The 25,967-nt window shown below is 40.5% G+C and carries 24 protein-coding genes; 9 read left to right on the top strand and 15 right to left on the bottom strand.

Annotation, left to right across the window (positions count from 1 at the left end; genetic code table 11):
* Window positions 1-36 precede the first annotated feature (36 nt).
* Complete coding sequence (locus tag HLV59_RS08320; protein ID WP_016140852.1) at window positions 37-951, bottom strand: LysR family transcriptional regulator; 915 nt, start codon at window positions 949-951, stop codon at window positions 37-39.
* A 100-nt stretch (window positions 952-1,051) separates the two neighbouring features.
* Here HLV59_RS08320 and HLV59_RS08315 point away from each other — a divergent pair, with 100 nt between their 5' ends.
* From HLV59_RS08315 to pcaD, 7 genes are all read left to right on the top strand, one after another.
* The gene (locus tag HLV59_RS08315; protein ID WP_171429728.1) at window positions 1,052-2,158 is read left to right on the top strand and encodes a muconate/chloromuconate family cycloisomerase; all 1,107 of its coding nucleotides are present in this window, start codon (window positions 1,052-1,054) and stop codon (window positions 2,156-2,158) included.
* A 23-nt stretch (window positions 2,159-2,181) separates the two neighbouring features.
* A complete protein-coding gene (gene catC / locus HLV59_RS08310) occupies window positions 2,182-2,472 on the top strand; it encodes a muconolactone Delta-isomerase (RefSeq protein ID WP_016145449.1) in 291 nt (96 codons plus the stop codon).
* Between the two features lie 162 nt (window positions 2,473-2,634).
* On the top strand, window positions 2,635-3,555 hold the full coding sequence (gene catA / locus HLV59_RS08305) for a catechol 1,2-dioxygenase (protein WP_061875030.1): 921 nt from the start codon (window positions 2,635-2,637) through the stop codon (window positions 3,553-3,555).
* A gap of 134 nt (window positions 3,556-3,689) precedes the next feature.
* A complete protein-coding gene (locus HLV59_RS08300; protein WP_163118584.1) occupies window positions 3,690-4,361 on the top strand; it encodes a 3-oxoacid CoA-transferase subunit A in 672 nt (223 codons plus the stop codon).
* Between the two features lie 18 nt (window positions 4,362-4,379).
* Window positions 4,380-5,030 (top strand): 3-oxoacid CoA-transferase subunit B, encoded by a 651-nt coding sequence (locus tag HLV59_RS08295; RefSeq protein ID WP_171429727.1) that lies wholly within the window; start codon window positions 4,380-4,382, stop codon window positions 5,028-5,030.
* Window positions 5,031-5,533: 503 nt separating this feature from the next.
* Entirely contained in the window at window positions 5,534-6,748 is a 1,215-nt protein-coding gene (gene pcaF / locus HLV59_RS08290) for a 3-oxoadipyl-CoA thiolase (protein ID WP_171429726.1), read from the top strand.
* A 10-nt stretch (window positions 6,749-6,758) separates the two neighbouring features.
* On the top strand, window positions 6,759-7,538 hold the full coding sequence (gene pcaD / locus HLV59_RS08285; protein ID WP_171429725.1) for a 3-oxoadipate enol-lactonase: 780 nt from the start codon (window positions 6,759-6,761) through the stop codon (window positions 7,536-7,538).
* Window positions 7,539-7,599: 61 nt separating this feature from the next.
* Here the strand turns inward: pcaD and HLV59_RS08280 are convergent, their stop codons facing one another.
* The 14 genes from HLV59_RS08280 to HLV59_RS08215 form a co-directional block, all read right to left on the bottom strand.
* On the bottom strand, window positions 7,600-9,087 hold the full coding sequence (locus HLV59_RS08280) for an NAD-dependent phenylacetaldehyde dehydrogenase (RefSeq protein ID WP_171429724.1): 1,488 nt from the start codon (window positions 9,085-9,087) through the stop codon (window positions 7,600-7,602).
* Window positions 9,088-9,130: 43 nt separating this feature from the next.
* Complete coding sequence (locus HLV59_RS08275; RefSeq protein WP_171429723.1) at window positions 9,131-10,738, bottom strand: GMC family oxidoreductase; 1,608 nt, start codon at window positions 10,736-10,738, stop codon at window positions 9,131-9,133.
* 65 nt (window positions 10,739-10,803) lie between these two features.
* On the bottom strand, window positions 10,804-12,021 hold the full coding sequence (locus HLV59_RS08270) for a hypothetical protein (RefSeq protein WP_171430599.1): 1,218 nt from the start codon (window positions 12,019-12,021) through the stop codon (window positions 10,804-10,806).
* Between the two features lie 143 nt (window positions 12,022-12,164).
* Entirely contained in the window at window positions 12,165-14,480 is a 2,316-nt protein-coding gene (tynA, locus tag HLV59_RS08265) for a primary-amine oxidase (protein ID WP_171429722.1), read from the bottom strand.
* Between the two features lie 208 nt (window positions 14,481-14,688).
* Entirely contained in the window at window positions 14,689-15,603 is a 915-nt protein-coding gene (gene feaR / locus HLV59_RS08260) for a transcriptional regulator FeaR (protein ID WP_016145458.1), read from the bottom strand.
* A gap of 197 nt (window positions 15,604-15,800) precedes the next feature.
* Window positions 15,801-16,757 carry a p-hydroxyphenylacetate 3-hydroxylase reductase component gene (locus HLV59_RS08255; protein ID WP_171429721.1) on the bottom strand — a complete coding sequence of 319 codons (957 nt, stop codon included), beginning with the start codon at window positions 16,755-16,757 and terminating at the stop codon, window positions 15,801-15,803.
* Window positions 16,758-16,802: 45 nt separating this feature from the next.
* Window positions 16,803-17,756: a PDR/VanB family oxidoreductase gene (locus HLV59_RS08250; protein WP_062848855.1), complete on the bottom strand. Its 954-nt coding sequence runs from the start codon at window positions 17,754-17,756 to the stop codon at window positions 16,803-16,805.
* Window positions 17,757-17,790: 34 nt separating this feature from the next.
* A complete protein-coding gene (locus HLV59_RS08245) occupies window positions 17,791-18,528 on the bottom strand; it encodes an SDR family NAD(P)-dependent oxidoreductase (RefSeq protein ID WP_171429720.1) in 738 nt (245 codons plus the stop codon).
* 10 nt (window positions 18,529-18,538) lie between these two features.
* Window positions 18,539-19,024, bottom strand: a complete 486-nt coding sequence (locus HLV59_RS08240; protein ID WP_151748328.1) for an aromatic-ring-hydroxylating dioxygenase subunit beta — start codon at window positions 19,022-19,024, stop codon at window positions 18,539-18,541.
* Window positions 19,025-19,034: 10 nt separating this feature from the next.
* Entirely contained in the window at window positions 19,035-20,312 is a 1,278-nt protein-coding gene (locus HLV59_RS08235; RefSeq protein ID WP_005069110.1) for an aromatic ring-hydroxylating oxygenase subunit alpha, read from the bottom strand.
* A 29-nt stretch (window positions 20,313-20,341) separates the two neighbouring features.
* Entirely contained in the window at window positions 20,342-20,875 is a 534-nt protein-coding gene (locus tag HLV59_RS08230; protein ID WP_078224335.1) for a nuclear transport factor 2 family protein, read from the bottom strand.
* Window positions 20,876-20,879: 4 nt separating this feature from the next.
* Window positions 20,880-21,239 (bottom strand): hypothetical protein, encoded by a 360-nt coding sequence (locus tag HLV59_RS08225; protein WP_000387554.1) that lies wholly within the window; start codon window positions 21,237-21,239, stop codon window positions 20,880-20,882.
* Window positions 21,240-21,264: 25 nt separating this feature from the next.
* Window positions 21,265-22,413: an acyl-CoA dehydrogenase family protein gene (locus HLV59_RS08220; protein WP_127492927.1), complete on the bottom strand. Its 1,149-nt coding sequence runs from the start codon at window positions 22,411-22,413 to the stop codon at window positions 21,265-21,267.
* Window positions 22,414-22,449: 36 nt separating this feature from the next.
* Entirely contained in the window at window positions 22,450-23,559 is a 1,110-nt protein-coding gene (locus HLV59_RS08215) for an amidase (RefSeq protein WP_171429719.1), read from the bottom strand.
* Window positions 23,560-23,708: 149 nt separating this feature from the next.
* Between HLV59_RS08215 and HLV59_RS08210 the strand changes: the two genes are divergently transcribed.
* Both HLV59_RS08210 and HLV59_RS08205 read left to right on the top strand, forming a co-directional pair.
* Window positions 23,709-24,176, top strand: coding sequence for a MarR family winged helix-turn-helix transcriptional regulator (locus tag HLV59_RS08210; protein ID WP_017386059.1), 468 nt, complete (start codon window positions 23,709-23,711; stop codon window positions 24,174-24,176).
* Window positions 24,177-24,575: 399 nt separating this feature from the next.
* Window positions 24,576-25,925, top strand: a complete 1,350-nt coding sequence (locus HLV59_RS08205) for a spinster family MFS transporter (protein WP_171429718.1) — start codon at window positions 24,576-24,578, stop codon at window positions 25,923-25,925.
* The last annotated feature ends 42 nt before the right edge of the window (window positions 25,926-25,967 follow it).

The raw sequence follows: 25,967 nt of genomic DNA, 5'->3' as shown, positions 1-25,967 counted from the left end.
ATAACATGATAATTCAATTTAAAACGTATTAAAAAGTTATAAATTTAGATTTCTAGATACTTCTTCTTGACTATAGATCTCTTCAATACAATCTAAGATTTTAGGAATGTATGAACTTTGGTCCATGTTGCGCATCGATAGAGAAATGGGACTATAGGCTTCTAAATCCAAGATATTTAAATAAGTTAAATTCTTCATTCCAATGTCACAGGCACTTTCGGGAATAATACATATACCCTCACCCGATGCCACTAAACCGAGTGCCATGTGAATTTCGCGGACTTCAGTCAGTTTGGCAGGAACAAGACCTAATTTGGTAAATAAAGCTTGAATAGTGGTCGAAAAGTTCGGTTTAGGTGTGGTTGGATAAGAAAAAATTGTCTCATTGATAATTTGAGATAAATAAATTCCCGATTCTTGGAACTCACTTAAAGGATGTTTTTTATGAATCGCGAGTTTTAATTTTTCTTTTCGAAGTAGAAGTCGCTTAATGGCTGGGTCACTAATTGGTAAGCGACCAAAACCTAAATCAATTTTTCCTAACTTTAAAGCTTCGACCTGATCTCGTGTGCCACATTCAATAAGCTCGACATGAATGTCAGGATTTTTTTGTCTAAATAGATAAATGACCTGCGGTAATCGCCCATAAAGAAGCGAACTCACATAGCCAACTTTAACAACATTCTCGACCAGCTTCATTTTTTTAGCCATCGAAGCAGCTTGAGCCGTATGCGTTAAAATCTGAACAGCATGTTGGTAAAAAAACAGCCCTGCCTCTGTCACCTTTAATGGACGTGAGCCTTTCACAAACAAATCAATGCCTAACTCTTCCTCTAGCTTTTTGATTTGACGCGTGAGTGGTGGCTGAGCAATAAAAAGCTTTTCTGCGGCTTTAGTCAGACTTTGTTCTTCAACCACGGTAACAAAATAACGCAGATGTCTTAATTCCATTAATATACCTTTTTAGTATCTTAAAATACCGTTCTATATCTATTTTAGGCTATTACATTCTTCTATGGTATGTAAACAAGTTTGAAATAGTTGAAACTTCATGTATAGAACCATAGAAACCATACTTGTGGATATTCCAACTATCCGTCCTCACCAGTTGTCTGTGACTACCATGCGTACTCAGACTTTGGTGCTCGTTAAAATTACGACCACGGATGGTATTGTAGGTTGGGGTGAAGCGACCACCATTGGTGGACTGAACTATGGTGAAGAAAGTCCTGAAAGTGTCAAAGCCAATATTGATACTTACTTTGCACCATTACTCGCATCAGTTAAAGATTTAAACGTTGCTCAAACACTAAAACTGATTCGAAAAAATATTAATGGTAACCGTTTCGCGAAATGTGCCATTCAGACTGCTCTACTTGATATTCAGGCAAAACGTTTAGGCGTGCCGTTAAGTGAAGTTTTAGGCGGCCGTCTGCGTGATAGTTTACCTGTACTTTGGACGCTCGCGTCTGGCGACACAGAAAAAGACATTGCTGAAGCTCGAAAAATGATTGAGCTAAAACGTCATAACACGTTCAAACTCAAAATCGGCTCACGCCCTTTGCAACACGATGTTGATCATGTGATTGCAATTAAAAAAGCATTAGGTGCAGATATTAGTGTACGTGTCGATGTAAATCGTGCATGGTCAGAGCTGGAATGTATTCAAGGTATTCAACAGCTACAAGATGGCGGAATTGATTTAATTGAACAGCCTTGCGCTATTCAAAATACTGAAGCACTTGCTCGTTTAACGCGTCGTTTTGATGTCGCAATCATGGCAGATGAAGCTTTAACTGGCCCTGACAGCGCATACCGTATTGCAAAAAGTCATGGTGCAGATGTATTTGCGGTGAAGATTGAACAATCTGGTGGTCTGATCGAAGCATGTGAAGTTGCCAAGATTGCAGGCTTAGCTGGAATCGATCTTTATGGCGGTACTATGCTTGAAGGGCCTATAGGTAGCATGGCTTCTGCTCATGCATTTGCAACCTTTGAAACATTAGCGTTTGGTACTGAATTATTTGGTCCGTTATTACTTACCGAAGAAATTTTGAAAGAACCGCTACGTTACGAAAACTTTGAATTGCACTTGCCAACGGCACCAGGCTTAGGCATTGAAATTGATGAAGATAAAGTTGAAAAGTTACGTCGTTAAGGCAACAGGATAAGGAGTTTCCCATGTTATTTCATGTACGTATGGATGTGCATATTCCACTTGATATGCCAGCCGACAAAGCGAATGAAATTAAAGCCGTTGAAAAGGCTTATTCGCAAGACTTACAACGTCAAGGTAAATGGCGCCACATCTGGCGAGTTACAGGCCAGTACTCAAACATCAGTATTTTTGATGTCGAGAGCAATGAAGAATTGCATAACATTTTACAGGGTTTGCCACTTTATCCTTACATGGATATCGAAGTGATGGCGCTTAATCGTCACCCTTCATCTGTTCGTGATGATGATTCGTAATCCAAAAGAATTTTTTAAATGTGATTTCTGAAGTCTATTTAAAAACTAAGCATATTTTATTCAGAAGGTAACAAGGAACGTGGTAGCAACTATTCGCTAGCAAAATAAAATGCCCGCAACGCTGCCACCCAAAACCGTATTGCATACTTAAGGAGTTTTAGTATGAACCGTCAACAAATTGATGCGCTTGTAAAACAAATGAATGTCGACACTGCAAAAGGTGAAGTTGATGCACGTGTTCAACAAATTGTAGTGCGCCTTCTCGGGGATTTATTTCAAGCCATCGAAGACTTAGACATCCAACCTTCAGAAGTATGGAAAGGTCTGGAATATTTTACCGATGCTGGTCAAGCCAATGAACTTGGTCTTTTAGCAGCTGGCTTAGGTCTAGAGCACTATCTTGATTTACGTGCAGATGAAGCTGATGCAAAAGCTGGTGTTACGGGTGGCACACCTCGTACCATCGAAGGTCCACTTTACGTAGCAGGTGCGCCTGAATCTGTTGGTTTTGCGCGTATGGATGATGGTACTGAAACAGGCAAAATCGATACTTTAATTATTGAAGGTACTGTGACCGATACTGATGGCAATATCATTGAAAATGCTAAAGTTGAAGTTTGGCATGCCAACAGTTTGGGTAACTACTCATTCTTTGATAAGTCTCAATCTGACTTCAACTTACGCCGTAGTATTTTGACTGATGCTGATGGTAAATATGTTGCATTAACGACTATGCCTGTAGGTTATGGTTGCCCTCCTGAAGGCACGACTCAAGCTCTGCTTAACAAGTTAGGCCGTCATGGTAATCGTCCATCTCACGTTCACTATTTTGTTTCTGCACCGGGTTACCGCAAACTTACAACTCAATTCAACATTGAGGGTGATGAGTACCTATGGGACGACTTTGCCTTCGCTACTCGTGACGGCTTAGTTGCAACAGCAGTTGATGTAACAGACCCAGCTGAAATTCAACGCCGTGGTTTAGATCACGCTTTCAAACACATCACATTTAACATTGAACTTGTTAAAGATGCCGCTGCTGCTCCTTCAACTGAAGTTGAACGTCGTCGTGCTAGTGCTTAATTGAAAGTATATGTGAGTTAAAAGTTCGCTTTTGACTCACAAAATTTATTCCATTTATTACTACCATTAAGAATTTAAATAAATTTTTAGCGGTAGTAATACATCACGTTACCTCATGCTCTAAGGTTTCTCACATGATTGACAAAAGTAAGTCCTCACTAAGCGAGGCACTCTCGCAGATTAAAGATGGCGCAACCATTCTGATTGGTGGTTTTGGTACCGCAGGACAACCCGCTGAACTCATTGATGGACTGATTGAACTGGGTGTTAAAGACCTGACCATTGTGAGCAACAATGCCGGTAATGGCGATTATGGCTTGGCTAAACTACTTAAAGCCGGCTCAGTTAAAAAAGTGATTTGTTCTTTTCCACGTCAGGCAGACTCTTACGTGTTTGATGAACTGTACCGTGCCGGAAAAGTTGAACTTGAAGTCGTACCACAAGGTAATCTGGCTTGTCGTATTCAGGCAGCAGGTATGGGACTTGGAGCCGTGTTTACCCCAACTGGCTTTGGAACACTTTTGGCCGAAGGCAAAGAAACCCGTGAGATTGATGGCAAAGATTATGTACTTGAATATCCGATCAAGGCTGACTTTGCCTTGATTAAAGCTTACAAGGGCGACCGCTGGGGCAATCTGGTTTACCGTAAATCTGCACGTAACTTTGGCCCGATCATGGCGATGGCTGCTGATGTCACCATTGCTCAGGTGTCTGAGGTTGTAGAACTGGGTGGATTAGACCCTGAGCACATCATCACGCCAGGTATCTTTGTACAGCATGTTGTACAAGTCGCACCCGCACAGTAAGCAATAAGGAGAAATAACATGAGCTACCAGAAACTCAGCCGTGACCAGATTGCAAAACGTGTGGCACAAGATATTCCAGACGGTGCCTATGTGAATTTGGGTATTGGTTTACCGACCAAGATTGCAAGCTACTTACCTAACGATAAAGATATTTTTCTTCATTCTGAAAATGGCCTGTTGGCATTTGGCCCGCCACCTGCGGCAGGTGAAGAAGACCCAGAACTGATTAATGCGGGTAAAGAGTTTGTGACCATGCTTGAAGGTGGCAGCTTTTTTCACCATGGCGATTCATTTGCCATGATGCGTGGAGGTCACCTCGATATTGCTGTTCTTGGCGCATTTCAGGTTGCAGCCAATGGTGACTTGGCGAACTGGCACACTGGTGCACCGGATGCGATTCCTGCAGTAGGTGGTGCGATGGATTTGGCTGTAGGTGCCAAGAAAGTCTTTATCACCACAGACCATGTAACCAAGCAAGGTGAACCGAAGATTGTGGCTGAGCTCACTTACCCAGTTACGGGTAAGCAATGTGTTGACCGTATTTACACTGACCTGTGTGTAATAGATGTGACTAAAGATGGTTTAAAAGTGATTGAGAAAGTGGAAGGTCTTAGCTTTGATGAGTTACAAGCTTTAACGGGTGCAACTTTGTTTGATGCAACGAATTAAGTCTCTAAATTGATTGAGTATGGCAGCTAATCAATAGCGCCACAGCCTATAAATGATGGTGATATTCAAAGGCCCTTTGTATAGGCAATACCTTACTTTTTAAGGATAAAAAGTAACAAAAATCCTTTGTTACTCAGACACAACATCCCTGTTGTGCTGAGCAACGAGGCGACATCCATGTCGCCAACGCGAAACATTGAATGGAACTCTTTGAATACGGTTCTTGCTTATTAATTTGGATTTTACCGTAATTCGCTATTGTGACAGGCGACATGGATGTCGCCCGTTGGACAGGGAGGCAAGGAAGCCTCCTCTGTTCAACAAAGGTTTTTGGTTACTTTTTTAAAAAAGTGACAAGAATTAGCTACTGGCATTTGACTCAACACGATAAGACTCTGTCATGACTACTTTTAACTTAGTAACCATGATGATCGCCAGCAAACTCTGGAAAAGCCTAACTATGTGGCAATGACAGCAATAGATTTCAAAATGGAAATGTAAGAATGAAAAACGCTTATATCATCGATGCGATCCGTACTCCATTCGGCCGTTATGCCGGTGGCCTTGCACCTGTCCGTGCCGATGACCTTGGCGCTGTGCCGATTAAGGCGCTTATGCAGCGTAACCCGAATGTAGATTGGGAACAGGTCGATGATGTGATCTATGGCTGTGCCAACCAGGCCGGTGAAGATAACCGTAACGTGGGCCGTATGTCAGCACTGCTTGCAGGTTTACCGTATCAAGTACCAGCAACCACCATTAACCGTCTCTGTGGTTCTTCACTCGATGCGATTGCCATTGCTGCCCGTGCTATTAAAGCCGGTGAAGCAAACTTGGTGATTGCAGGCGGTGTGGAAAGCATGAGCCGTGCACCTTATGTGATGGGTAAGTCAGACAGTGCTTTTGGCCGTAGCCAGAAGATCGAAGATACCACCATGGGCTGGCGTTTCATTAACCCTAAACTTAAAGAATTGTATGGTGTAGACACTATGCCCCAGACTGCCGAAAACGTGGCTGAACAGTTTAACGTTAATCGTGCAGATCAGGACCAGTTTGCCTTGGTGAGCCAACAACGCACCGCAAGCGCGCAAGCCAAAGGCTTTTTTTCTAAAGAAATCGTGGCAGTTGAAATCCCTCAGCGTAAGGGTGATGCTGTTGTGATTGATACCGATGAGCATCCACGTGCATCAACCACGCTTGAAGCTTTAAGCAAACTTAAACCAGTGGTTAAAGCAGATGGTTCAGTTACTGCGGGTAATGCTTCAGGCATCAACGATGGTGCAGCAGCTCTGCTGATTGCTTCTGATGAGGCAGTTCAGGCCTATAAGCTAAAACCACGTGCCAAGATCATTGCTTCAACAGCGGTGGGTGTAGAACCCCGCATTATGGGTTTTGCTCCGGCACCAGCCATTAAAAAATTACTTAAACAAGCCAACCTGACTTTAGAGCAGATGGATGTAATTGAGCTGAATGAAGCCTTTGCTGCACAAGCTTTGGCTGTGACCCGTGATTTAGGTTTGCCAGATGATTCTGACAAAGTGAATCCGAACGGTGGTGCGATTGCACTGGGTCATCCGCTTGGTGCATCAGGTGCACGCCTAGTCACCACAGCCCTAAACCAACTTGAACAGACAGGTGGTCGCTATGCCTTGTGTTCAATGTGTATTGGTGTAGGCCAAGGCATCGCTTTGATTATTGAACGTGTTGAAGCACTTTAAGGAGAAAAAAATGCCATCTTTTCAATCTGCCGATGCACAAATTAACTATCAAACCTTTGGTGAGCCATCTTCCCCTGCTCTGGTATTTTCCAATTCGTTGGGCACCAATTATGGTATGTGGCAAAAACAGTTTAATGAATTGAAAGATCAGTTTTTTGTAATCTGCTATGACACTCGTGGTCACGGTTCATCATCCACACCTGACGGCCCATACACTGTAGAGCAATTAGGTGAAGATGTTGTACGTTTACTTGATCATCTGAATATTACTAAAGCTGCTTTTTGTGGTATTTCAATGGGCGGTTTAACCGGTCAATGGCTTGCAATTCAATACCCTGACCGCTTTAGTCATGTCGTTGTGGCAAATACTGCCGCTAAAATTGGACAAGAACAGGCATGGCTTGACCGTGCAAAATTAGTACGTGAGCAAGGTTTACAACCAATCGCAGCTACAGCAGCTTCGCGATGGTTTACAGATCCCTTTATCCAAAGTCATACTTCAATTGTCAACAACCTGTGTAACGACTTAAGTGCTGGCAGCGCAATCGGTTATGCCAATTGTTGTGAGGCTTTGGCTAAAGCGGATGTCCGTGAGCAGTTAAAAGACATTAAAATTCCAGTATTAGTAATTGCTGGAACTCAAGACCCTGTAACAACTGTTGCAGATGGTGAATTTATGCAGCAACGCATTCCACAAGCAAAACTTGCAGAAATAGATGCTTCTCATATTTCCAATGTAGAACAGCCAGAAGCTTTTAATAAAATCTTAAAGGATTTTTTATTAGGTTAATTTAATGATTCAAAAAATGGCCTTTATAGGCCATTTTTTATATCTCGTAGAATCTTTGAACTTAATACCGAATCATGACCGATTTCAATTCGGTGTAATCTTCAATAAATGCATCTGAAAACTCTCTGCCAATTCCTGAAGCTTTCACCCCACCAAATGGAACAGATGGATCTAAGAACGTATGCATATTGACCCATAGAGTGCCTGCTTCAATCTTAGGAATTAAACGCAAAGCTTTAGATAAGTCATTTGTCCAAATACTTGCAGTTAAGCCAAAGCGCGACTGATTCATCAACTGAATAAGCTCTTCGTCAGTTTCAAATGACATTACCCCGACCACTGGACCAAAGGTTTCTTCTGAAAATAAAGGATCATCCGTATTTTTAAAGGAAATTAAAGTCGGCTGTACAAAATAACCAGTCTGATCTAAAGCCTCACCACCTGCAATAATCTGGTTGTTGGCTTTTGCCATATCTAAATAATGTTTTACTTTATGAAAATGTGGCTGATTAGAGAGTGGACCAAACATACTTCCCTCATCCATGGCCGACCCAATTTTGAAACCAGAGAGTGCTTTAGAGAGTTTTTCCACCAATTCATCGTATTTTGTACGGTGTACAAAAAACCGCTCTGGGGATGCACAAACTTGGCCTTGATGTACAAAAGTTGCTTGCAACAAAGTCGGTAAAATCTCATCGACATTTGCATCAGCCAAAACAGCTATAGCATTTTTACCGCCTAACTCCAGACTTACACGGGTTAAATCGCTGCTCATCGCGAGTTTACCAATCGCAATGCCTGTCGGCACTGAACCTGTAAATGAGACTTTCTTAACGAGCGGTGACTCAATTAAATATTGCCCTGTTTCTCCATTACCTGTTACTACATTAATCACACCCGCTGGAATACCTGCTTCAATGGCAAGTTCAGCTAAGCGTAATAAAGATAAGCTGGCAAACTCACTCGGTTTAAGCACAATGGTACAACCCGTTGTTAAAGCTGAACCGATTTTCCAAACGCCAATCATCAGTGAAAAATTCCAAGGCACAATCCCTGCAACCACACCAATCGGTTGTCTTAAAGTAAAGGCCGTATATTTCTCACCTTGCATAGAAGGAATAGAGGGTCGCATGGTTTGACCATTAATTTTGGTTGCCCAACCAGCAAAATATCTTAAGAAAATAACAGATTGTGCGACTTCAAGATGGCGGGAAATATTGATAAGTTTTCCGGTAGACAACGTCTCGAGCTGTGCAAGTTCTTCACCATATTGCTCAATTAAATCGGCCAGCTTGTTCAGTTTAACGCCACGCTCATACGGTGTCGTTTCAGCCCAAGCATTTTGAAAAGCATGTTCAGCACTTTTCACCGCATTTTCGACATCTTGTTGACTACCAACACTAATTTGAGCAACAACTTGTTCAGTGGATGGATTTACAATATCCACTTTATCCAAAAGCTCGGCAGCAACTAGTTTTCCATTAATAAAATGTCCATGTTGTCGCGCCATAAATTGCTGTACGCTTTCTAAAATCTGAACTTCACTCATTTTCTTTTCCTCTTTTCATTTCTAAATATTGATATGACAGCAACTACGCGACCTGATTCAAAATAAAGTCTGCACCACGTTCTCCAATCATGATGGCAATTGCGTTGGTATTACCGCTTGGAACTTGGGGGCAAATAGAACAATCCACCACACGTAAATTTTTAAAACCATGGACTTTTAGGGTCTGATCTGTGACCGAATCTTGCGGAGCATTGCCCATTTTGCAACTACCAGCGGGGTGATAAACCGTTTTAATGTTCTGGCGCATCCATTTATCAATCGCTTCAATATCATCAGGATCGATATTTGCAGGCTCAATCACTTCTTTGACAATTGCTTTTAATGCGGGCTGTTGTAATAGACGAAGTCCGGCCTGTACCGCACGGATATTGGCGTCAATATCTTCTTGATGACCTAAATAATTAGGATCAATGACAGGTAAATCTTTAGGATCTTTACTACCTAAACGTAAAGTCCCACGTGCTTTTGGCTGTACATGTCCGACCTTAATCGTAAGGCCATGTGCTTGAGCCACTGATTTTTCACCAGGGGTATTATCGAAATTATCCAGCACAGGTAAAAAATGAAACTGAACATCAGGTCGACCATTGTTATTGGTGTCAATAAAACCACCACCTTCTAGAATATTGGTGGTCAACAATCCTGAACGTGTAAAACACCATTGTAAAAAGTGCCGTACGGCGGTTAAACCTTGGTCTTCACCGAGCAGACTATTATTGGTTGTTACCGTTGCATTCACCGACATATGCAAATGATCGTGAAAATTTTCACCTACGGGTAGGTCACGGATACATTCAATGCCGAGCTCATCTAAATGCTGTTTTGGACCAATTCCCGAAAGTAATAAAACCTTAGGACTACCAATTGCACCAGCGCTCAGAATGACTTCTTTTTGAGCTTGTACAGTAATTGGTGATTTACCCCCAACGCTATAAGTCACCCCAGTAACCTGATCACCTTGAGTTTCAATTTTATGGACTAAGGCATCAGTAATCACCGTGAGGTCTGGGTGGTTTTCGACTGACTTTAAATAGGTTTTTGAGGTACTCGCCCGTGAACCATTTTGAGTGGTGGTTTGATAAAACCCTATACCTGCCTGATCCCAACCATTAATATCATTGACGTAATTCATGCCCATTTGCTGACCTGCTTTAATACAAGCAAGTGTCAAAGGATGGCGATAGCGGTTTTCACTGACAGGTAAAATGCCATCTTGTCCGTGATATTCATTAGCAAGACTTTCATTTTTTTCTGCTTTTTTAAAAAAAGGCAGTACATGTTGATAAGACCACTGATTGCATCCCCATTCCGTGGCCCATAAATCATAATCCTGACGTTGGCCTCGGCAATAGATCATTCCATTGACCGAGCTTCCGCCTCCCAACACTTTTCCTTGTGCAAGGATCATTTCACGATGATTACAATATTTCTGAGGGACAGTCATGTATTGCCATGATTTTTGCTGGAATACTTTAACCACCGTGGCAGGTATAGTATGAAACATACTGCTATCTCGGCTTCCTGCCTCTAAAACAAGAACGCGCCCTGCTTTGGCCTGTAACAGCCGTGCTGCAACCACACAGCCTGCCGAGCCCGCACCAATCACGATATAGTCATATTGTTTATTCATCTGATTTCACCTAAGTTTATTTTTATGAATGCACCGTCAATAAACACGGTCTCCTTTGCTCTGATTTAATAGATGTATTGCAAAATTAACTGTGCATACACATTGGTTTTGTCATCGTAGTTTTGAGTACCACCACTATGGATATCGTGTTTCGGTTTATAGAGTCCCACTAAAGGAATAACGTTGAATTTTTTATTAACCGACCAAACCGAAAACACATCTAGTTCATGTCCATCTACATTAGTTAAAGATTTATTAACTGTTTTGAACTTATAAGCCAAAGCACCTAACATAAAATTTTCTTTTAGATTCATACTGTAAGAAACTTGGTGAATATCTGCATTTTTATTAAATGGGCCAGCATAATTTCCTGCAACTTCACCTTGAAACCACGTGCCGAACCCGACTGTATTTCCATAAAACATCGGGTCGTATTGGTCGGAAAAATGGCTAAAACGATAGCCTAATGAGGGCGTATATTTGGAAGATAAAAAGTTATAGTTCAGCGCCAAGTAGCCTGCATTTTCTTGACTATCTTTTTTATCTTGCACAACAAACTCAGTTTTAACTTGTAGTTCTGGCAAAGGTTGATAATTTAAACGTAAAGCATAATTTTTAAGATCTTCGCGCCCTGAAACTTGCTCAGCATCTTCAAGGTCTAATACATTTAAGTAAGTAAATCCAACACCTTTATCTTTAAGCTGATACATCAGATCGGTTACAAAGAGTTCAGGTGCAAATTGTGCTTTATTGTCCGATTTTAAATAAGCCAGTTTTAGCGTGGTATTCTCTTGCGGTTTGTATTGAAGCAAACTTGTAAAATCAAAACTTCGACGGGCTGCCAGATAATATGCTCCGCCCCGATCGAGTGCGCCATCCGCAGGCACTTTACCGAGGTTTAATGCATCACCCGCAATAAAAAACCCGTCACCAATCATGATATTTTGTCGACCAATACTTAAATCATAGGTCGTTAACTCATCTTTATTGGTGCCATCTTTAAAACCTAAGATCCATTCATTCACATCTGTTTTGCGTTCTTTACCATTACTATTTTGGCCTGCATCACCATCACCAAATGTTGCCGAGCTAATACCGCTCAAGCTTGCATAAAGCTGATTGTTTTTAAAGGTGTATTGTCCTTTAGCACCATATTTAAGATGGCCTTCTTGCCAATTGACTCTTTCATCATCTAGGTTTTCGCCGTTATAGCTTTTACCGCTACTAAAAGCCCCAAAAGTTGCTTCAAAAGTCGGCTTAATTTCAAGCTCACCAGCATGCACTGTTGAAAAAAATGAGACAAAGAGAGTCCCTCTCATAACTTGAGAAAGTAGAGTTTTCATACAAAATTCCTTTTTTGTGAATGGTCTACCAGACGCTAAGAGTGGGTAACCGATTCGTTACCCATCTCGCGTGATACACGTCTTTAGTGATGGTCGTGCTGCGTGTTTTGCTCTTCTTCGCCCAAGTTTAAAGTCGGCGTATTGTCAAAGAAGTTCCACGGTTTGATCAGTGTATTCACCCACTCTGTCGGCATGATTGGCCATTCTTCAGCACGTGCCACATGGGTTGTGCCTGTTGTCATCCACACCACAAGATCTTTATTTTCAATATTTTCATTGTTGCTAATAAACTGACCTAAGCCTGTGTCATGAGTCGAACGGTTTGAATATTTACCTTCAGGATAGCGTTCATCCTGATTATATTGCGTCACCCAAATTTGCTTATCCATAAAGTTCAAACGTTTAAATAACCATTCATCTTTAGAAAAATTAGCACCCTTCGCCACAGGGTGTGTTCCACCTGCAAAAGGAATGAGCTGGTAAGAAACAGGATTTCCTAATTTATTTTCCTTATTGAAATTAGTTAGTAAGCGAATGGTAGATGGATCAAATTTTTCAGCTGCATTTTGCTCATTGGTAATGACTTTACTATCAATTTGCATCGTACTTGTACGCACCCCACCTCGGTCATTGGCCTTAACCACAGGATCCATGTGCATAAAGCTGTTGTTCTCACCATCTACATCCATGTCTAAGCGGAAGTTATAGATGTGTTGATGGGTTGTACCCACAATATTATGGTCAATTAAAGTGCCATATTTAGTGTCTTCTTTTGCGGTACTGTCATGCATGGTGCGTGCTTTAACGCCTTTAACCGCTTCAATACCTGTAGCACCTGCATTAATGCCAATCACGCCATTTTGAGCAAATACCCAGTCAAACATGTAATCGTAGTTACCCACTGTGCTAATCCAGCGTACTACAAGTTCACGGCGTGCTTCACTGGCATCTTGATCACCAAATATTTCTTGATGTTTATATTCAGGGCCAGCATAGCGCTCGAAAATTGCAATCGCATTTGGAATCACTTGTGGCTGGCCTTTATAGTCTGCAATCACTGCATCAAGTAACACCGCATTTTCTGGCGCATCGGTCCCAAGTTGAATGGCTGATGTGAGTGTTCCCATTCCGTACTCACCAGAGTCCAGATAAGACTTAAAGTACCATCCCATGTCAGGGTCACCATATGGAACCACCATTCCACCAAGGTTACCTTCATACATGACTTTACGTTTTACGCCTTTATCTTTATATGTCACGGTTGAAAGCTGTAAGCCAACACGAGAATCTAAAGCCACATGGAAGCACCAATTACCCCAATGTACCGTTTGTCCTGTAATAGAAAAGTTCTTACCTTCGGGTTCACTAATATTCAACGGTTTGATTTTTGGTGGTTTGGTATTTTTAGTGGCATAAGGTCGATCCGTCATGGGAACTGGAATCATGGCTCCTTCTTCGATTTTAATAATTTTTTCTTTATCTAAATCAACCACAGCCACCAAGTTTTCAATTGGATGTGCCCAATAGTTACCATCACCAGTATCTAGATACGACACAACTTTTAAAACATTAAGTTGTTTATCCAAGCCATCTTTACCGCCAAAATATCCAACGGTTAATGGATTGGTAATGACTTTCTTAACATCTGTTACACCACGCTTGCGTAAAGCATCCTGATATTCTTTACTCGCTTCAATCACACGCTGTACGGTTTCAAAGTTATCTAGCAAGACCATTCCATGAGTATCTTTAAGTACATTCCATTTTGTGACTTGCTGAGTGTTAAGGTTAACTTCACCTTCAATCGCTTGGTTGCCTTTTAGCAAAATGAAAGATGCAATTCGAGCGTCTTTATATTCTTTGTGATTAATAAAGTAATCCCAAACTTTTGCTTTTTCTGGTTCTTTTAGCTTTAACTCGGCAAAACGCATATTTTTATAGGCATATTTTGAGCGGTTAATGACATCAAATGTCTTTTTAATTTCGTCAGAATTTAAACTATTGAGTGGATGAAACGTATTTTCAACTTTAAAAGTTTGATCTAAACCAGACTGAAATACTTCATTAAAGAAGTCTTTTCCAATAACAGGTTTATTATCTTTAATTAATAGCGGGACACTTAATTTTAGAGGTTTGCCATTCACTAAAACCTGATTTGAGTTTGGCTTGGCTCTTACCACGATAGAGCCTTTGGTAATCATATAAGTATTAGTAAAATCGTCTTTGACAACTTTAGCGCCTTGCTCACTCATGTTTTGGTAAAGAGATACCATTTCAGCTTTTCCACCATGAGCAAAAGCTTGAGTATTTAATCCCCAAAAGCTTGCAGCTATTGATAAATTAAGCGCTAATATCTTTTGTATGTCATTCAATAATCGTTGTTTACGCATTGGTTTCATCCTTTTCATCTATCCCTGAACTATCTGAATCAGACAGTTAAAATGCACTTTCCCATGTGTGAAATTCATTAAATAAACTTAATAGTTCTATGCTTATTAAGCTCATCTAACCTGTTCTAATTAATTTAATTTCAACACACTTGCATGGGGCTAGCTTGTTCAAGAATGACCTAGAACTTGTCTAAAAATGACATCAAGAGAGGAGCGTTTAAGCTGTCATCCCCTCTCTAAATTCTTTAGGAGAAATACCATAAGTCTTTTTAAAGATTTTTGAAAAATGAGCGCCGTCCCAAAACCCCCATTTCAAGGCAATCTGGGTAATCGAGCTTTGTTTATTTCTTTTATCGAGTAAATCTGCTTTGACTTTTTCTAGGCGTTTGAGCTGTATATACTTGTTAATAGATAAATTTTCTTGAAGGAATAAACGGTAAAGATGTCGTAGTGATACACCAATATGCTCTGCAATTAATTTGGGTGTTAAATCTGGTTTTGCTAAGTTCTCAATAATAAAACGCTCGGCTTTTTCCATCAGGTTATTTGAGCTATTAATATTTTTATAATTAATTGTGGGTTTGATTAAGGCAATCAGCGCATCTTCAAAAGCATTACCATCTTCGGTCGCATACCAAAGCTTGATGTTTTCGGGAGACATATTTTTCAAAATATTTTTGAGTAAAAAACCGCTCATATTTTGAGTAATGAGTTTTCCAAAATATTCGGTACTAATATTTTCTTTAAGTAATTTTTCACGCGACAGGTGTACTGAAATCTGGCTGACTAAGCCTTGCGGGTACATCGAAATGGTTTCAACCGGGTCCACCAACACAATATCGCCTTCATTCAGGCTTAGCGTTTCATTTTTATATTCGAGCAGCATTTTTCCCGAATACTGCAAAATCAAAAAGCAAAAACGATTATTCACTCGATCGATTTCATCGGCTTTTCGGACAATCTTATTTGCATTATTTCTAATGAACGCAATTTCGGTATCTCCCAATAAAAAGCATTGAACTTCTCCAATGAATAAATTACGGGTGCCGTCAAAATCTGTTTCAAAATTTCCGCAAACATTCTTGATATGGTGTGTCCAATTCAACAATGCGTCACTTACATATTGGTTCATCCCTTACCTCTCTATACACGTGCTACAGCGAAACATTTTCTTTGGCTGTAGTTCACTGTCTTGGCTTATTTGCAATCATGTTTTATTGATAAACAAATTGTGTGCCAAAAATTCCTTATCCTTGGAATTGTTTTGATGATAGTCAGCTAGATGTAAAGAAGCTGATAAATCAATTCAATTTATCAGCTTAATGGGGCTTATGCTACTCCTGCAAAATCTCGTAGCATGGTAATAAAAATATCCTTTTGCTCATCAGAATATTTTTTAAACACTTCATTTTGGTGGCTGTCGGCAATATCAAACAAATACTGCGCCGTTTGTTTACCTTTCTCGGTCAGTGCATACAAATTATCGTGGTCGACCAATAATCCTTCAAATTTTAGAATTTCAGCCGATCTTTCAACTTCTTGCATTGGCATAGCAATATCGCGCGGTAAATCTTCCTTACTAGAAGCAGTACCACTGGCTAAAACGAGTAAAAGACGTGATTCACTGGTACGGAACCCTGAAGCCATTTGCTTAGGAATATAGTCAGTTTGATAAGCTTTAAAAGCACGACTCATCAAATAGCAGACATTATTATATAAGTGCCCATAATGTGTTTGGTCTACGCCATTCTGCTCAGTTTGTTTAACTTGCAGGCTTGGATGCGGCATGACACAAGAATATGCGCCTTGATGGTAGACCAGTGGGCTTCGGCCTTGGTCATGGAAACGAACCACTTTACCAATAATAATCCAGTGGTCACCACCTTCAATCACTTGATAGCGTTCACACTCAAACACCGCAGAACAATTTTCTAAAATGGGTGCGCGTCCAACACCAAGTTGAAAGTTTGTGTCTGCAAATTTATCAATATTGCGTCTCGAAAACTTATTAGACAGCTCAATTTGCGTACCCGATAAAATATTGACCGCAAAATGAGTTGCTTCTTCAAATACTGAAAAACTCGAAGATTTTTTATCAATGCTCCACAAAATAAGTGGTGGGTCTAGAGACACTGAGTTAAAGCTATTTGCTGTTACACCAACCTTCTCACCTTGCGCATTCTGTGCGGTAATAATCGTAACGCCTGTTGCAAAATTTCCTAATGCCCGTCGGAACTGTAGTGGATCGACCGTAAACTCATCTATTTGTTGTAATACATTCATCATCTTTCTCCTAAACCTTCTCTTACATCCATATAAATCGCGAGAGCATTAGATATCTAAAACTAGTCTCGGTGTTTTAGAGCGCGAACAGCACACCAATATTTGCTCATTGCTGGCTTTTTCTTCATCAGTAAAGTAAACATCTCGATGGTCAGGTTCGCCTTCAATCACATCGCACATACAGGTTCCGCATACGCCTTGCTCACAAGACATTTCAATCTCGATGCCTTCTTTAGCCAAAGCCTGCAAAATGGTTTCACCTGCTTCAACCATAATGATTTTTCCGCTACGCTCAGCCACCACCTCAAATGAATCTCCAGAAGTGTCAGTTTCAACTTGGAAATATTCTTTGTGGATTTGCTGCTCAGGAAAATCGTGAGTCGTGGCAAGGTTAATCACCCAGTCCATGAAACCGACTGGACCACAGGTGTAAATATGGCTCTCAAGGTCAATATCTTTAATAGCAGATTCAAAAAATGCCCTGTGGCTTGCCCCTTCGGATTTAAAATGGAAGGTTGTGTACTTGGCTAACTCACCATTTTTAATTTCATCAACAAAAGCACAGTTTTCTGGGCTAGCGCCGCAGTAATGAAGCTCAAATGATTCGCCTTCATGTGCAAGTTGATATGCCATCGTAATTAACGGCGTAATCCCGATACCACCGCCAATCAATACACTGTGTTTGGCTTTTAAAAGTGGAAATAAATTTTTTGGCTCACTGACCTGAATTTGCATGCCATCTTTAATTTCATCAAAAGCCGAGATTGAGCCACCACGTGATTCAGGATCACGTAAAATTCCAAGGCGAAACTTACCTTCGTCATTTGGATTTTGGCAAAGTGAATATTGGCGCACCATGCCATTTGGTAAGTGCACATCAATATGCGCACCTGCTTCCACTTTTGGCAAGGTTGTAGAAGTTGCAGATTCAAATTCCATGACTGCAATATTTCCACCTTCCACATGGCGATTTTTAACGACAACATCATAAAGTGTAGTCATGATTCAACTCCCTTTTCATGGTTAAGCTCGTGGCTTAACGCATGAATAAACCACCGTTAATATCCCATGTTGCACCAGTCACAAACCCCGCATTTGGACTCGCGAGCAAGCCACAAGTTTCAGCAATGAAATGCATACTTCCTAAGGCTTTAACCGGAATATTCTGGATGAACTGTTCCATTTTTTCGTCTGACACCACACTATGAACGATTGGTGATTCCATTGGACCCGGTGCAACTGCATTGACCGTCACCCCTTTTGCCGCAAACTCTTTGGCAAAAATTTTGGTTAATGTCACAATCGCACCTTTTGTTGCCGCATAGTGTGCACCCGTTGCAGTACCACCGTTTTGTCCCGCCAAAGACGCCATATTAATGATGCGTCCATAGCCTTTTTTAGCCATATATTGGCCAATAATTTGACAAGCCTGAAAGGTGCCACGTTGGTTGACTTGGGTCACCCAATCAAAATCGGCTGCGGTAATTTCTAATACTGGCGTTGCTTTGGTGACGGTGGCATTGTTAATCAACACATCAAGTTTAGAAAATTTCTCTTCAATCCATTGCACGGCAGCATGAAAATCTGCTTCGACAGAAATATCTAATTTCACTGGAAACATATGTTGTGCATATTGACTTTGTGCCTTGGCATTTTCGGCTTTTTCAAGCGTACTTGCCGACAAAATCACTTGATGACCTTGGCTCGCAAAATATTCAGCAATGACATTACCGAGTCCAGAAGCAGCACCTGTCACTAAAACAACTTGTTTCATGTTACTGCTCCTAAAGAATGTAGCTAATACCAGCTAAGGTATCGGTTGAGTTAACCAAGTTAATGATTTTACGGTTAATCTTAAAGCCTGTAGCCGCATCACGAGTTAGATGGTAAGTAATATCTGCGGTGTAATGCTTAAGGTTTTCTTTACGGAATTCACGTAAGTTTTGAGCACAACGCAAAACGATTTCATCATCTTGGTCCTGAACAATGCGTACACGAGAAACGCTACGCACCGTATTTGCCTTAGGTGCTGTAGAAATCGCTTCACCATTTTCAAGACGCTCTACACGTAAAGTACGCATATGATTATCGTCATAGGCATAATTTAAGTTGTTTTCGTAGTCCGTTAGGTTTGGGTCAATTGGAATGATATAAACGCCTTTTTCATCCCATAAATTGAGCCATTCACGGTATTCACTATGATCTAACATATCTGCTTCAGCCCAGATGAAAGCAGTGACTTCATTTAATAATTGCAGATTTATATTCATTGCTCTCTCCTTAAGCCGTCATCATCTTTTTCCACTGCTGATAGGCTGCACGCATACCTGTTTCAGCACTGACATCACTTTTTAAGCCATCTTCAGTTTTGACTTCGCCTGGTAAACCACGGTTCAACATGATCCATAAATCATTACCCGCATTGGCGCCGTGCTGTACGCGCTCCCAAGCTTCTGAGTCATCTGGCGTACCAAAACCAAATGGACCTTGGAAATGTTCATGCAAACGTAAGCGGTATTGGTTGGCAATTTGCGGACCGCCATCCATCGTAATCACCGAGTGATGAATTTCTGTTTCAGCAACTGAAATTGGTTGTAACACACGGAAGAAGGCCATTGAACATGCAATATTTGGGAATAAATTTAAGTTAAAGCCAGAACCACCCACTGCGCGAACAATACGGCGGACTTCTAATTCTTCATGACCTTCATCACGCAAAGCTTGAGCCAAGTCTTCAAAACGCTCTTGAATTGGTCGCTCCATAAGCTCTTCGTCTAGATCAACCAGTTCAGGAATCATTACCATCACACTGTGACCATTACCTAAGTCTTCAACAAAGCCCGGTTGGTTTTCGAAGTTAAAGAGTTCTTCTGTTTTTTCATCGACAGAACTTAAGAATGACTTATGTACCAACGGGAAGTGATATGCATCGGTGGTATTTTCAAGCTGGATTTTCCAGTTACCCGGGAAACGGAAACGGTGTTCACCCAACACTTTAATTGGATAACCCGCGCCCTGTTTCATAAATAGGTCAATCCATTTTTTTGCAGGCCCAAGGAACTCTTCAAGCGGTTGAATGTCTTCTTTAAATGAAGCGAAGATCATGCCGTTATATTCTTCTACCCGTAGACTCACCAGTGGTAATTCTGATTTATCTAAACAATCGCCGTAGCTTTCCGGAGATGGAACACCACGTAAACTACCGTCAAGTGCATAACTCCAACCGTGGTACGGACATACAAAACTATTGGTTTTTCCTTTTTTATGTTCACATACGGTTGCTGCACGGTGACGACAACGGTTTAAAAGTACATGGACTTTCTTTTTACGGTCACGTACCACAACCACAGGCTGTTTACCGATATTAATGGTTTTATAGCTTCCGCCTTCCGGAATTTCGCTGGCATGCGCAACCCACACCCAAGTGCTATAAAAGATTTTTTCCATCTCTTCATCAAAAATGCGTTCATCTTTATAAAGAGAAGTATGGGCACGGTCACTTTGAACCAAAGCATCGTAATCAATGCCAATGTTATGCGTTGGGATAATACTGTTCATATCAATAGTCCTTTTAAATATGTCCTGGGTCATTCCTGGGAAGGTACCGGCAATTCAGCTTCACTGTGCCAATGCGATACCGGACGACTGAAAATATTCTGTGTTTGGAAATGTTTAATTTTCCATGTTCCATCTGCTTGCTTTTGAAACTTCACATTGAGCTTTGCTGTATTCAGATGACTACGGCCATCTTTAAAGGTTGAAGTTTGCAACATGAGCCATGAAGCATTTGCATCATTTTGATTTACATAAATTTGTTCTGAATTTACAAAGTGTGCATTCATAACAAAGTGAGATTCTTTTTGGGTATAGCTTTTAAACATGTCGTAAATCGACTGCCAAGAATCATAACGGCCAAAAGATTTGGCATATTTCTCGCCAACACCTTCCCAAATACAGTCCTGATCAAAAAGATTCATTAGCTCATCAAGGTCTGTATTTGCATTAAGCTCGTCGCAGATCTCCATATAACGGTTCAGGCAGTTACGAATCGCGTTGTGCGCTTCTAACTGTTCTAGCCGCTCTATGATTTCTGCCATATTCACTTTGTCATTCATTGCCATCGCCTTAACGTTGGATAATCAATTCACGCCCAACACGAGCTTCAACTTTGCAATATTTCCAAAGTTTGTATGGCCCTTCACCCACCACGGTCGTTCTAAACAAGTTACAAGCGGCATGTACGGTTTCAATATCCGGAACATCAGCAAGCAAATAAGTTGTCCAAGGCCAACCTGCACTTGGGCCAACCATGCTTTGGTCATCATCAAGATTTCCAAAAACATGCACGCCCGGTAAGTCATGAATGCCATTCCACATTTCACCAAACGCTGCCCAAACTGCTTTGGCTTCAGCAGGTTCTGCATCAAAAAAGTTTTGGTTAATACCCATGCAGAACAAAACGCGTAATGATTTTTTAGCTTCCATCTCAATATCCTTTTAAAAATTAAACTTATAAATAACCTGGGGTTGGTTTTAACCCGAAACTGATTGAGCCTGCATTTTGTAAAGTTGCATCACCCATAAAGGCATGCTGAGTCACCACGTTGGTGTCATTCACAAAACGGCTAAATGGATTGTTGGTATAAATCGCTGTCATGCCCGCAAGCATTTGCATTTTTCGGGTGACTTTGGCGCAAACTCGAGCTGCATGAGTACATGCCAGACGCATATCACTAATTTGTTCAGCAGTTGCTTCATGCCCAGCAATAATTTCATTCCAAACAATGTCCATGGTTTGATAAAACCAAGACTTTGCAGCCTGAAACTCTGCATCAGCCTGAGCAAACTCATATTGAGTCACTGGACGGTTTGCAATTTCTGACCCGCCAGTAATGGATGCTTTACCCGGTGCCAATTTTTCAAATTCTTCTAATGCAGCAGCAGCAACACCAATACCCACCACGGTTAATACTTGCGTCGCTAACGACAGTGACGGATATTTAAAAAATGGCTCGCTTAGTTTTGAAGGTTCACCACGGACAAAGGTCCATTTCTTTTCAACCAATACATCTTCGACCACTAAATCATGGCTTCCCGTGCCTTTTAGGCCAACGGTGTCCCATGTCATTTCAATTTTGGCTTTTTTGGCAGGCATCACTGCCATGCGTGGTAAGCCTTGCATTTCATTGTTTTTAAGCGGTGAAATCCCCACGCCAACAATGTCAGCTCCCATACAGCCGCTGGAAAATTTCCAACGTCCACGAACCACTACACCTTCATCGGTAATTTCAGCAGGTTGTGGCGGAAAAATACCTCCGGCAAATACAACATCTGGCCCGTTTTGGTACAATTCTTTAAGCGTTTCTTCAGGCAAACTTCCTAAATAGGCAGGGCTCATACCGAAACTTGCCACCCAACCGACTGAACCATCAGCTTTAGATAAAGTTTCGATCAACTCACAAAATTGCCGAGGAGACCATTCTTCACCACCAAAACGTTTAGGCACCAACGCACGATAAACCCCAATCTGTTTAAGTTTTTCGATAATGTCTTGGCTCACATACGCCTGATTATCAAATTCACCTGTACAGGCACGCTCACGTATTTCTTGACACAAAGCATCTAAATCAACTGCTTTGTCTTGAGAAGCAAACTCCATTTTAGACAACTTATTCATCATCTAACTCCTTGTAATTTATTGCATTGCATCAACACAAAATTTAGCTATTGCGCATAATTGCTCATCTTTTTGATGCTTCGATACGATCTGTAAGCCCACAGGTAAACCTTCACTGGTTGCAAGTGGCACTGAAATGGCTGGATGCCCTGATAAATTAAATGGTCGAACTAAACCCGTAAGATTTAAAAAAGCGACCGTGTTTTCAGCTTCAGAAACTTTCGGTGGAATTTGTGGAAGTGTCGGTAAAACCAATGCATCATATTTTTCTAGTAGAGCATCGAGTTCTTGGGTCAACTGCACTTTCACAACTTCTGCTTGTTTAACTTGCTCTAAAGTTGTTGCGGCAGCTTTTAATAAACGATTATTTACATCAGAACCAACTAAGCCTGTCTGAGTTAACTCACCAAAAGCTTGCCAATTTTCATAATTAATAATCTGCATGCCTGCATCAAAAGCAGCTTCAAAATGTTCAACTTTTTCTAAAGTGGTCTGTAAATTGGCTTTTTGAAGTGCTTGATAAATACAGTTCCAAATAACCTCATCTGCTTTTACATCGAGAACAGCAATTTTTGGGGCACTAGTAAATTCAGTTGGCTTAAAAGTTGGATCAATAATTTGCATCGCTTTTTCAATCATCTCGACTGAATTTGCAAAAGGGCCAACACAATCTAAAGAACTCGACGGCGGATATACGCCTTTTCTGCTGACGCGCCCGAAAGTCGGTTTTAAACCAAAAACTCCACAACACGCAGCGGGCATACGGATAGAGCCGCCCGTGTCTGTACCTAAAGTAAAGTCAGCTTGCTTTGCAGCAACGGCTGCGGCCGAACCACTCGAAGACCCACCAGGAATAAGTTCAGAATATTTAGGATTAATGGGTGTACCAAAAGCATGATTAATGCCCGTAATTCCAAAAGCCAATTCGTGCAAATTTGTTTTCGCAATAATTTCACAATCTGCTTTTAAAATGTTTTTAACTACCTCAGCATCCTCTTGAGCAGGTTCAACATTTAATAAAGCTCGACTACCAGCAATGGTTTTTAGACCTTGAATATCAATTGTGTCCTTGACCATGACCTTGAGCTTGCCACTTCCTTTGTGCACGCTTTGGCTAACAATATTCATTCACTTTTCCATGTATTTTTATTCATTAATTAAAATATGGGAAAATTTAATGGAATTGTCAAGTATTTTTTATAATTTGTTCTCAAGGAAATATGCAAAATTTTGTTTATAATAGGATTACCCTTTTTTCACTAAGTTATTGCTTAGCTATGCTTGATCATTTAGAACAATTTCTTCCTAATAAAGAACCGTCGAGTATTCAAAATTTTCCTTTTTTTTGGGTTTCTCAAGTTAACGGAAAGTATTCACAACTCATTGAAAAGTCAATAAAAAAACTAGGTATTGATAATACACGCCGTAAAATTATTTTAAGTACGAATGCCCTTGGTGAAGCCAGTATTACCGATATTGCCAATCTTTCTACATTAAAGTTAACGACAGCAACCAAAGCTGTATATCGCTTGGTAGAAGATGGAATTGTCGAGGTCTACTCTTCTACTTCGGATGAACGAATCTCGATGGTGAAATTAACAGCCAAAGGCATTGAGCTGGTTGAACAGATTAATCAAATTAGTGTGGTCACCTTAGCAGGCATCCTGAATGCTTTTTCAGAAGATGAGCTACACAATTTAAATCATCAGTTAAAGAAATTATTTGACCTGATGCCGTCAAGTTAAAAATTCCTCATCATAATAAATTAGTTCTTTTAGAGCAGTTAAAATTTCTTTTCCTTTAGCTGCTCTTTCGTTAGAATACTAAAAACAAATAAAATCAAATTCTTATATCATAAATTTATCTATATATAATTACTTAACATACTTTTTAGGTATTCTAACATACTCAATAAGTAATGGAATTTTACATATAAAAAGAAAATAATAATTCCATGATCTTAAAAATCCCATTAACTCCTAATTGGGTTTAGACACACTCTTCCGGTCTGTACGAGACCAAATTACTCATTTCTAGCCTATTTATTATTCTTATCTAAAAGGGGGAAATATCGAAAACTTCAGAGGAATAATAAAAGTTAGATATCAATTTCTTTAAGCGTTTTATACATAAGGATTAAGTGTATGAACCAAAGTAATATCGCTGTTGAAAGGACACAGAAGAAAAGCAATGCCTATGCATGGTATGTGGTCATACTTTGTATGTTGGCATATATATTTTCATTTATTGATCGCCAAATTCTGGCGCTGATGATTGAACCCATCAAAGCAGATCTCCAACTTTCAGATACACAATTTAGCTTGTTACATGGCCTCGCCTTCTCACTGTTTTACGCAGTTATGGGCTTACCATTAGCCTATATTGCCGATCGTTTTTCACGACCAAAACTGATTTCAATCGGGATTATTGTTTGGAGTCTAGCAACGGCAACTTGTGGTTTAAGTAAAAACTTTATTCAACTGTTTTTAAGCCGTATGGCAGTAGGTGTCGGTGAAGCTGCCTTATCTCCAGCTGCTTATTCAATGTTTAGCGACATGTTTAGTAAGGACAAACTGGGGCGTGCCGTCGGGATCTATTCAATTGGTGCTTTTTTAGGTGGAGGTATTGCCTTCTTAGTTGGCGGTTATGTCATTAACTTGCTTAAAGGCGTGACACTCATTGAAGTTCCACTATTAGGCGCACTCAAGGCATGGCAAATTGCCTTTTTAGTAGTGGGTTTACCCGGCATCATTATTGGTTTGCTGTTTATTTTGACCGTTAAAGATCCTGCACGTAAAGGCCAACAACTCAACCAAAATGGACAAGTTGACCAAGTTAAATTCACGCAATGTCTTCAGTTTATTAAAAAACATTCGAAAACATTTACTTGTCATTATTTAGGTTTTACCTTTTATGCAATGGCGCTCTATAGCCTAACTAGCTGGACACCTGCATTTTATATTCGAAAGTTTCAACTTGCGCCGACTGAAACAGGCTATATGCTCGGTACCATTCTATTAATCGCAAATACATTAGGCGTGTTCTGTGCAGGCTGGCTAAACGACTGGTTTATCAAAAAAGGCCGTCAAGATGCACCGATGTTCACAGGCGTTATTGGTATTGTTGGTCTGATTATTCCAATTGCATTTTTTACCCAAACAGACCAGCTTTGGCTTTCAGTTAGCTTACTGATTCCGGCAATGTTCTTTGCTTCTTTCCCTTTAGTGATTTCGGCAACTGCTTTACAGATGTTAGCTCCTAACCAATTTAGAGCACGACTTTCTGCCCTCTTTCTTTTGGTCAGTAACTTAATTGGACTCGGTATTGGTACAACATTGGTGGCCATTATTACAGATAAAGTTTTTGGTAATCCGTTAATGGTGGGTTCTTCTTTATCTATTGTGGGTGGTCTGTCATGTGTACTGGCTTTAATTCTACTTTTTAAAGGCTGCAAATTCTTTAGTGAAAGCATGAAGCTTGAAAAATTAAATTAATAGTTCTCAACGTTTGCAAAAAAGTACTCTCTATCTATATGC

Origin of the sequence: Acinetobacter lactucae, from assembly GCF_013122135.1 — a bacterium.
Lineage (GTDB): Bacteria > Pseudomonadota > Gammaproteobacteria > Pseudomonadales > Moraxellaceae > Acinetobacter > Acinetobacter lactucae.
This window is presented reverse-complemented; position numbering and strand designations above follow the sequence as displayed.

Bases quoted from the DNA above. Each gene is read 5' to 3' on its own strand.
- catC (WP_016145449.1), top strand. From the start codon at position 2,182: ATGTTATTTCATGTACGTATGGATGTGCATATTCCACTTGATATGCCA.
- feaR (WP_016145458.1), bottom strand. From the start codon at position 15,603: ATGAACCAATATGTAAGTGACGCATTGTTGAATTGGACACACCATATC.
- HLV59_RS08275 (WP_171429723.1), bottom strand. From the start codon at position 10,738: ATGAATAAACAATATGACTATATCGTGATTGGTGCGGGCTCGGCAGGC.
- HLV59_RS08280 (WP_171429724.1), bottom strand. From the start codon at position 9,087: ATGAGTGAAGTTCAGATTTTAGAAAGCGTACAGCAATTTATGGCGCGA.
- HLV59_RS08315 (WP_171429728.1), top strand. From the start codon at position 1,052: ATGTATAGAACCATAGAAACCATACTTGTGGATATTCCAACTATCCGT.
- HLV59_RS08230 (WP_078224335.1), bottom strand. From the start codon at position 20,875: ATGGCAATGAATGACAAAGTGAATATGGCAGAAATCATAGAGCGGCTA.
- catA (WP_061875030.1), top strand. From the start codon at position 2,635: ATGAACCGTCAACAAATTGATGCGCTTGTAAAACAAATGAATGTCGAC.
- HLV59_RS08220 (WP_127492927.1), bottom strand. From the start codon at position 22,413: ATGGAGTTTGCTTCTCAAGACAAAGCAGTTGATTTAGATGCTTTGTGT.
- pcaD (WP_171429725.1), top strand. From the start codon at position 6,759: ATGCCATCTTTTCAATCTGCCGATGCACAAATTAACTATCAAACCTTT.
- pcaF (WP_171429726.1), top strand. From the start codon at position 5,534: ATGAAAAACGCTTATATCATCGATGCGATCCGTACTCCATTCGGCCGT.
- HLV59_RS08300 (WP_163118584.1), top strand. From the start codon at position 3,690: ATGATTGACAAAAGTAAGTCCTCACTAAGCGAGGCACTCTCGCAGATT.
- HLV59_RS08245 (WP_171429720.1), bottom strand. From the start codon at position 18,528: ATGAAACAAGTTGTTTTAGTGACAGGTGCTGCTTCTGGACTCGGTAAT.
- HLV59_RS08205 (WP_171429718.1), top strand. From the start codon at position 24,576: ATGAACCAAAGTAATATCGCTGTTGAAAGGACACAGAAGAAAAGCAAT.
- HLV59_RS08210 (WP_017386059.1), top strand. From the start codon at position 23,709: ATGCTTGATCATTTAGAACAATTTCTTCCTAATAAAGAACCGTCGAGT.
- tynA (WP_171429722.1), bottom strand. From the start codon at position 14,480: ATGAAACCAATGCGTAAACAACGATTATTGAATGACATACAAAAGATA.
- HLV59_RS08225 (WP_000387554.1), bottom strand. From the start codon at position 21,239: ATGGAAGCTAAAAAATCATTACGCGTTTTGTTCTGCATGGGTATTAAC.
- HLV59_RS08295 (WP_171429727.1), top strand. From the start codon at position 4,380: ATGAGCTACCAGAAACTCAGCCGTGACCAGATTGCAAAACGTGTGGCA.
- HLV59_RS08215 (WP_171429719.1), bottom strand. From the start codon at position 23,559: ATGAATATTGTTAGCCAAAGCGTGCACAAAGGAAGTGGCAAGCTCAAG.
- HLV59_RS08255 (WP_171429721.1), bottom strand. From the start codon at position 16,757: ATGATGAATGTATTACAACAAATAGATGAGTTTACGGTCGATCCACTA.
- HLV59_RS08250 (WP_062848855.1), bottom strand. From the start codon at position 17,756: ATGACTACACTTTATGATGTTGTCGTTAAAAATCGCCATGTGGAAGGT.
- HLV59_RS08320 (WP_016140852.1), bottom strand. From the start codon at position 951: ATGGAATTAAGACATCTGCGTTATTTTGTTACCGTGGTTGAAGAACAA.
- HLV59_RS08240 (WP_151748328.1), bottom strand. From the start codon at position 19,024: ATGAATATAAATCTGCAATTATTAAATGAAGTCACTGCTTTCATCTGG.
- HLV59_RS08235 (WP_005069110.1), bottom strand. From the start codon at position 20,312: ATGAACAGTATTATCCCAACGCATAACATTGGCATTGATTACGATGCT.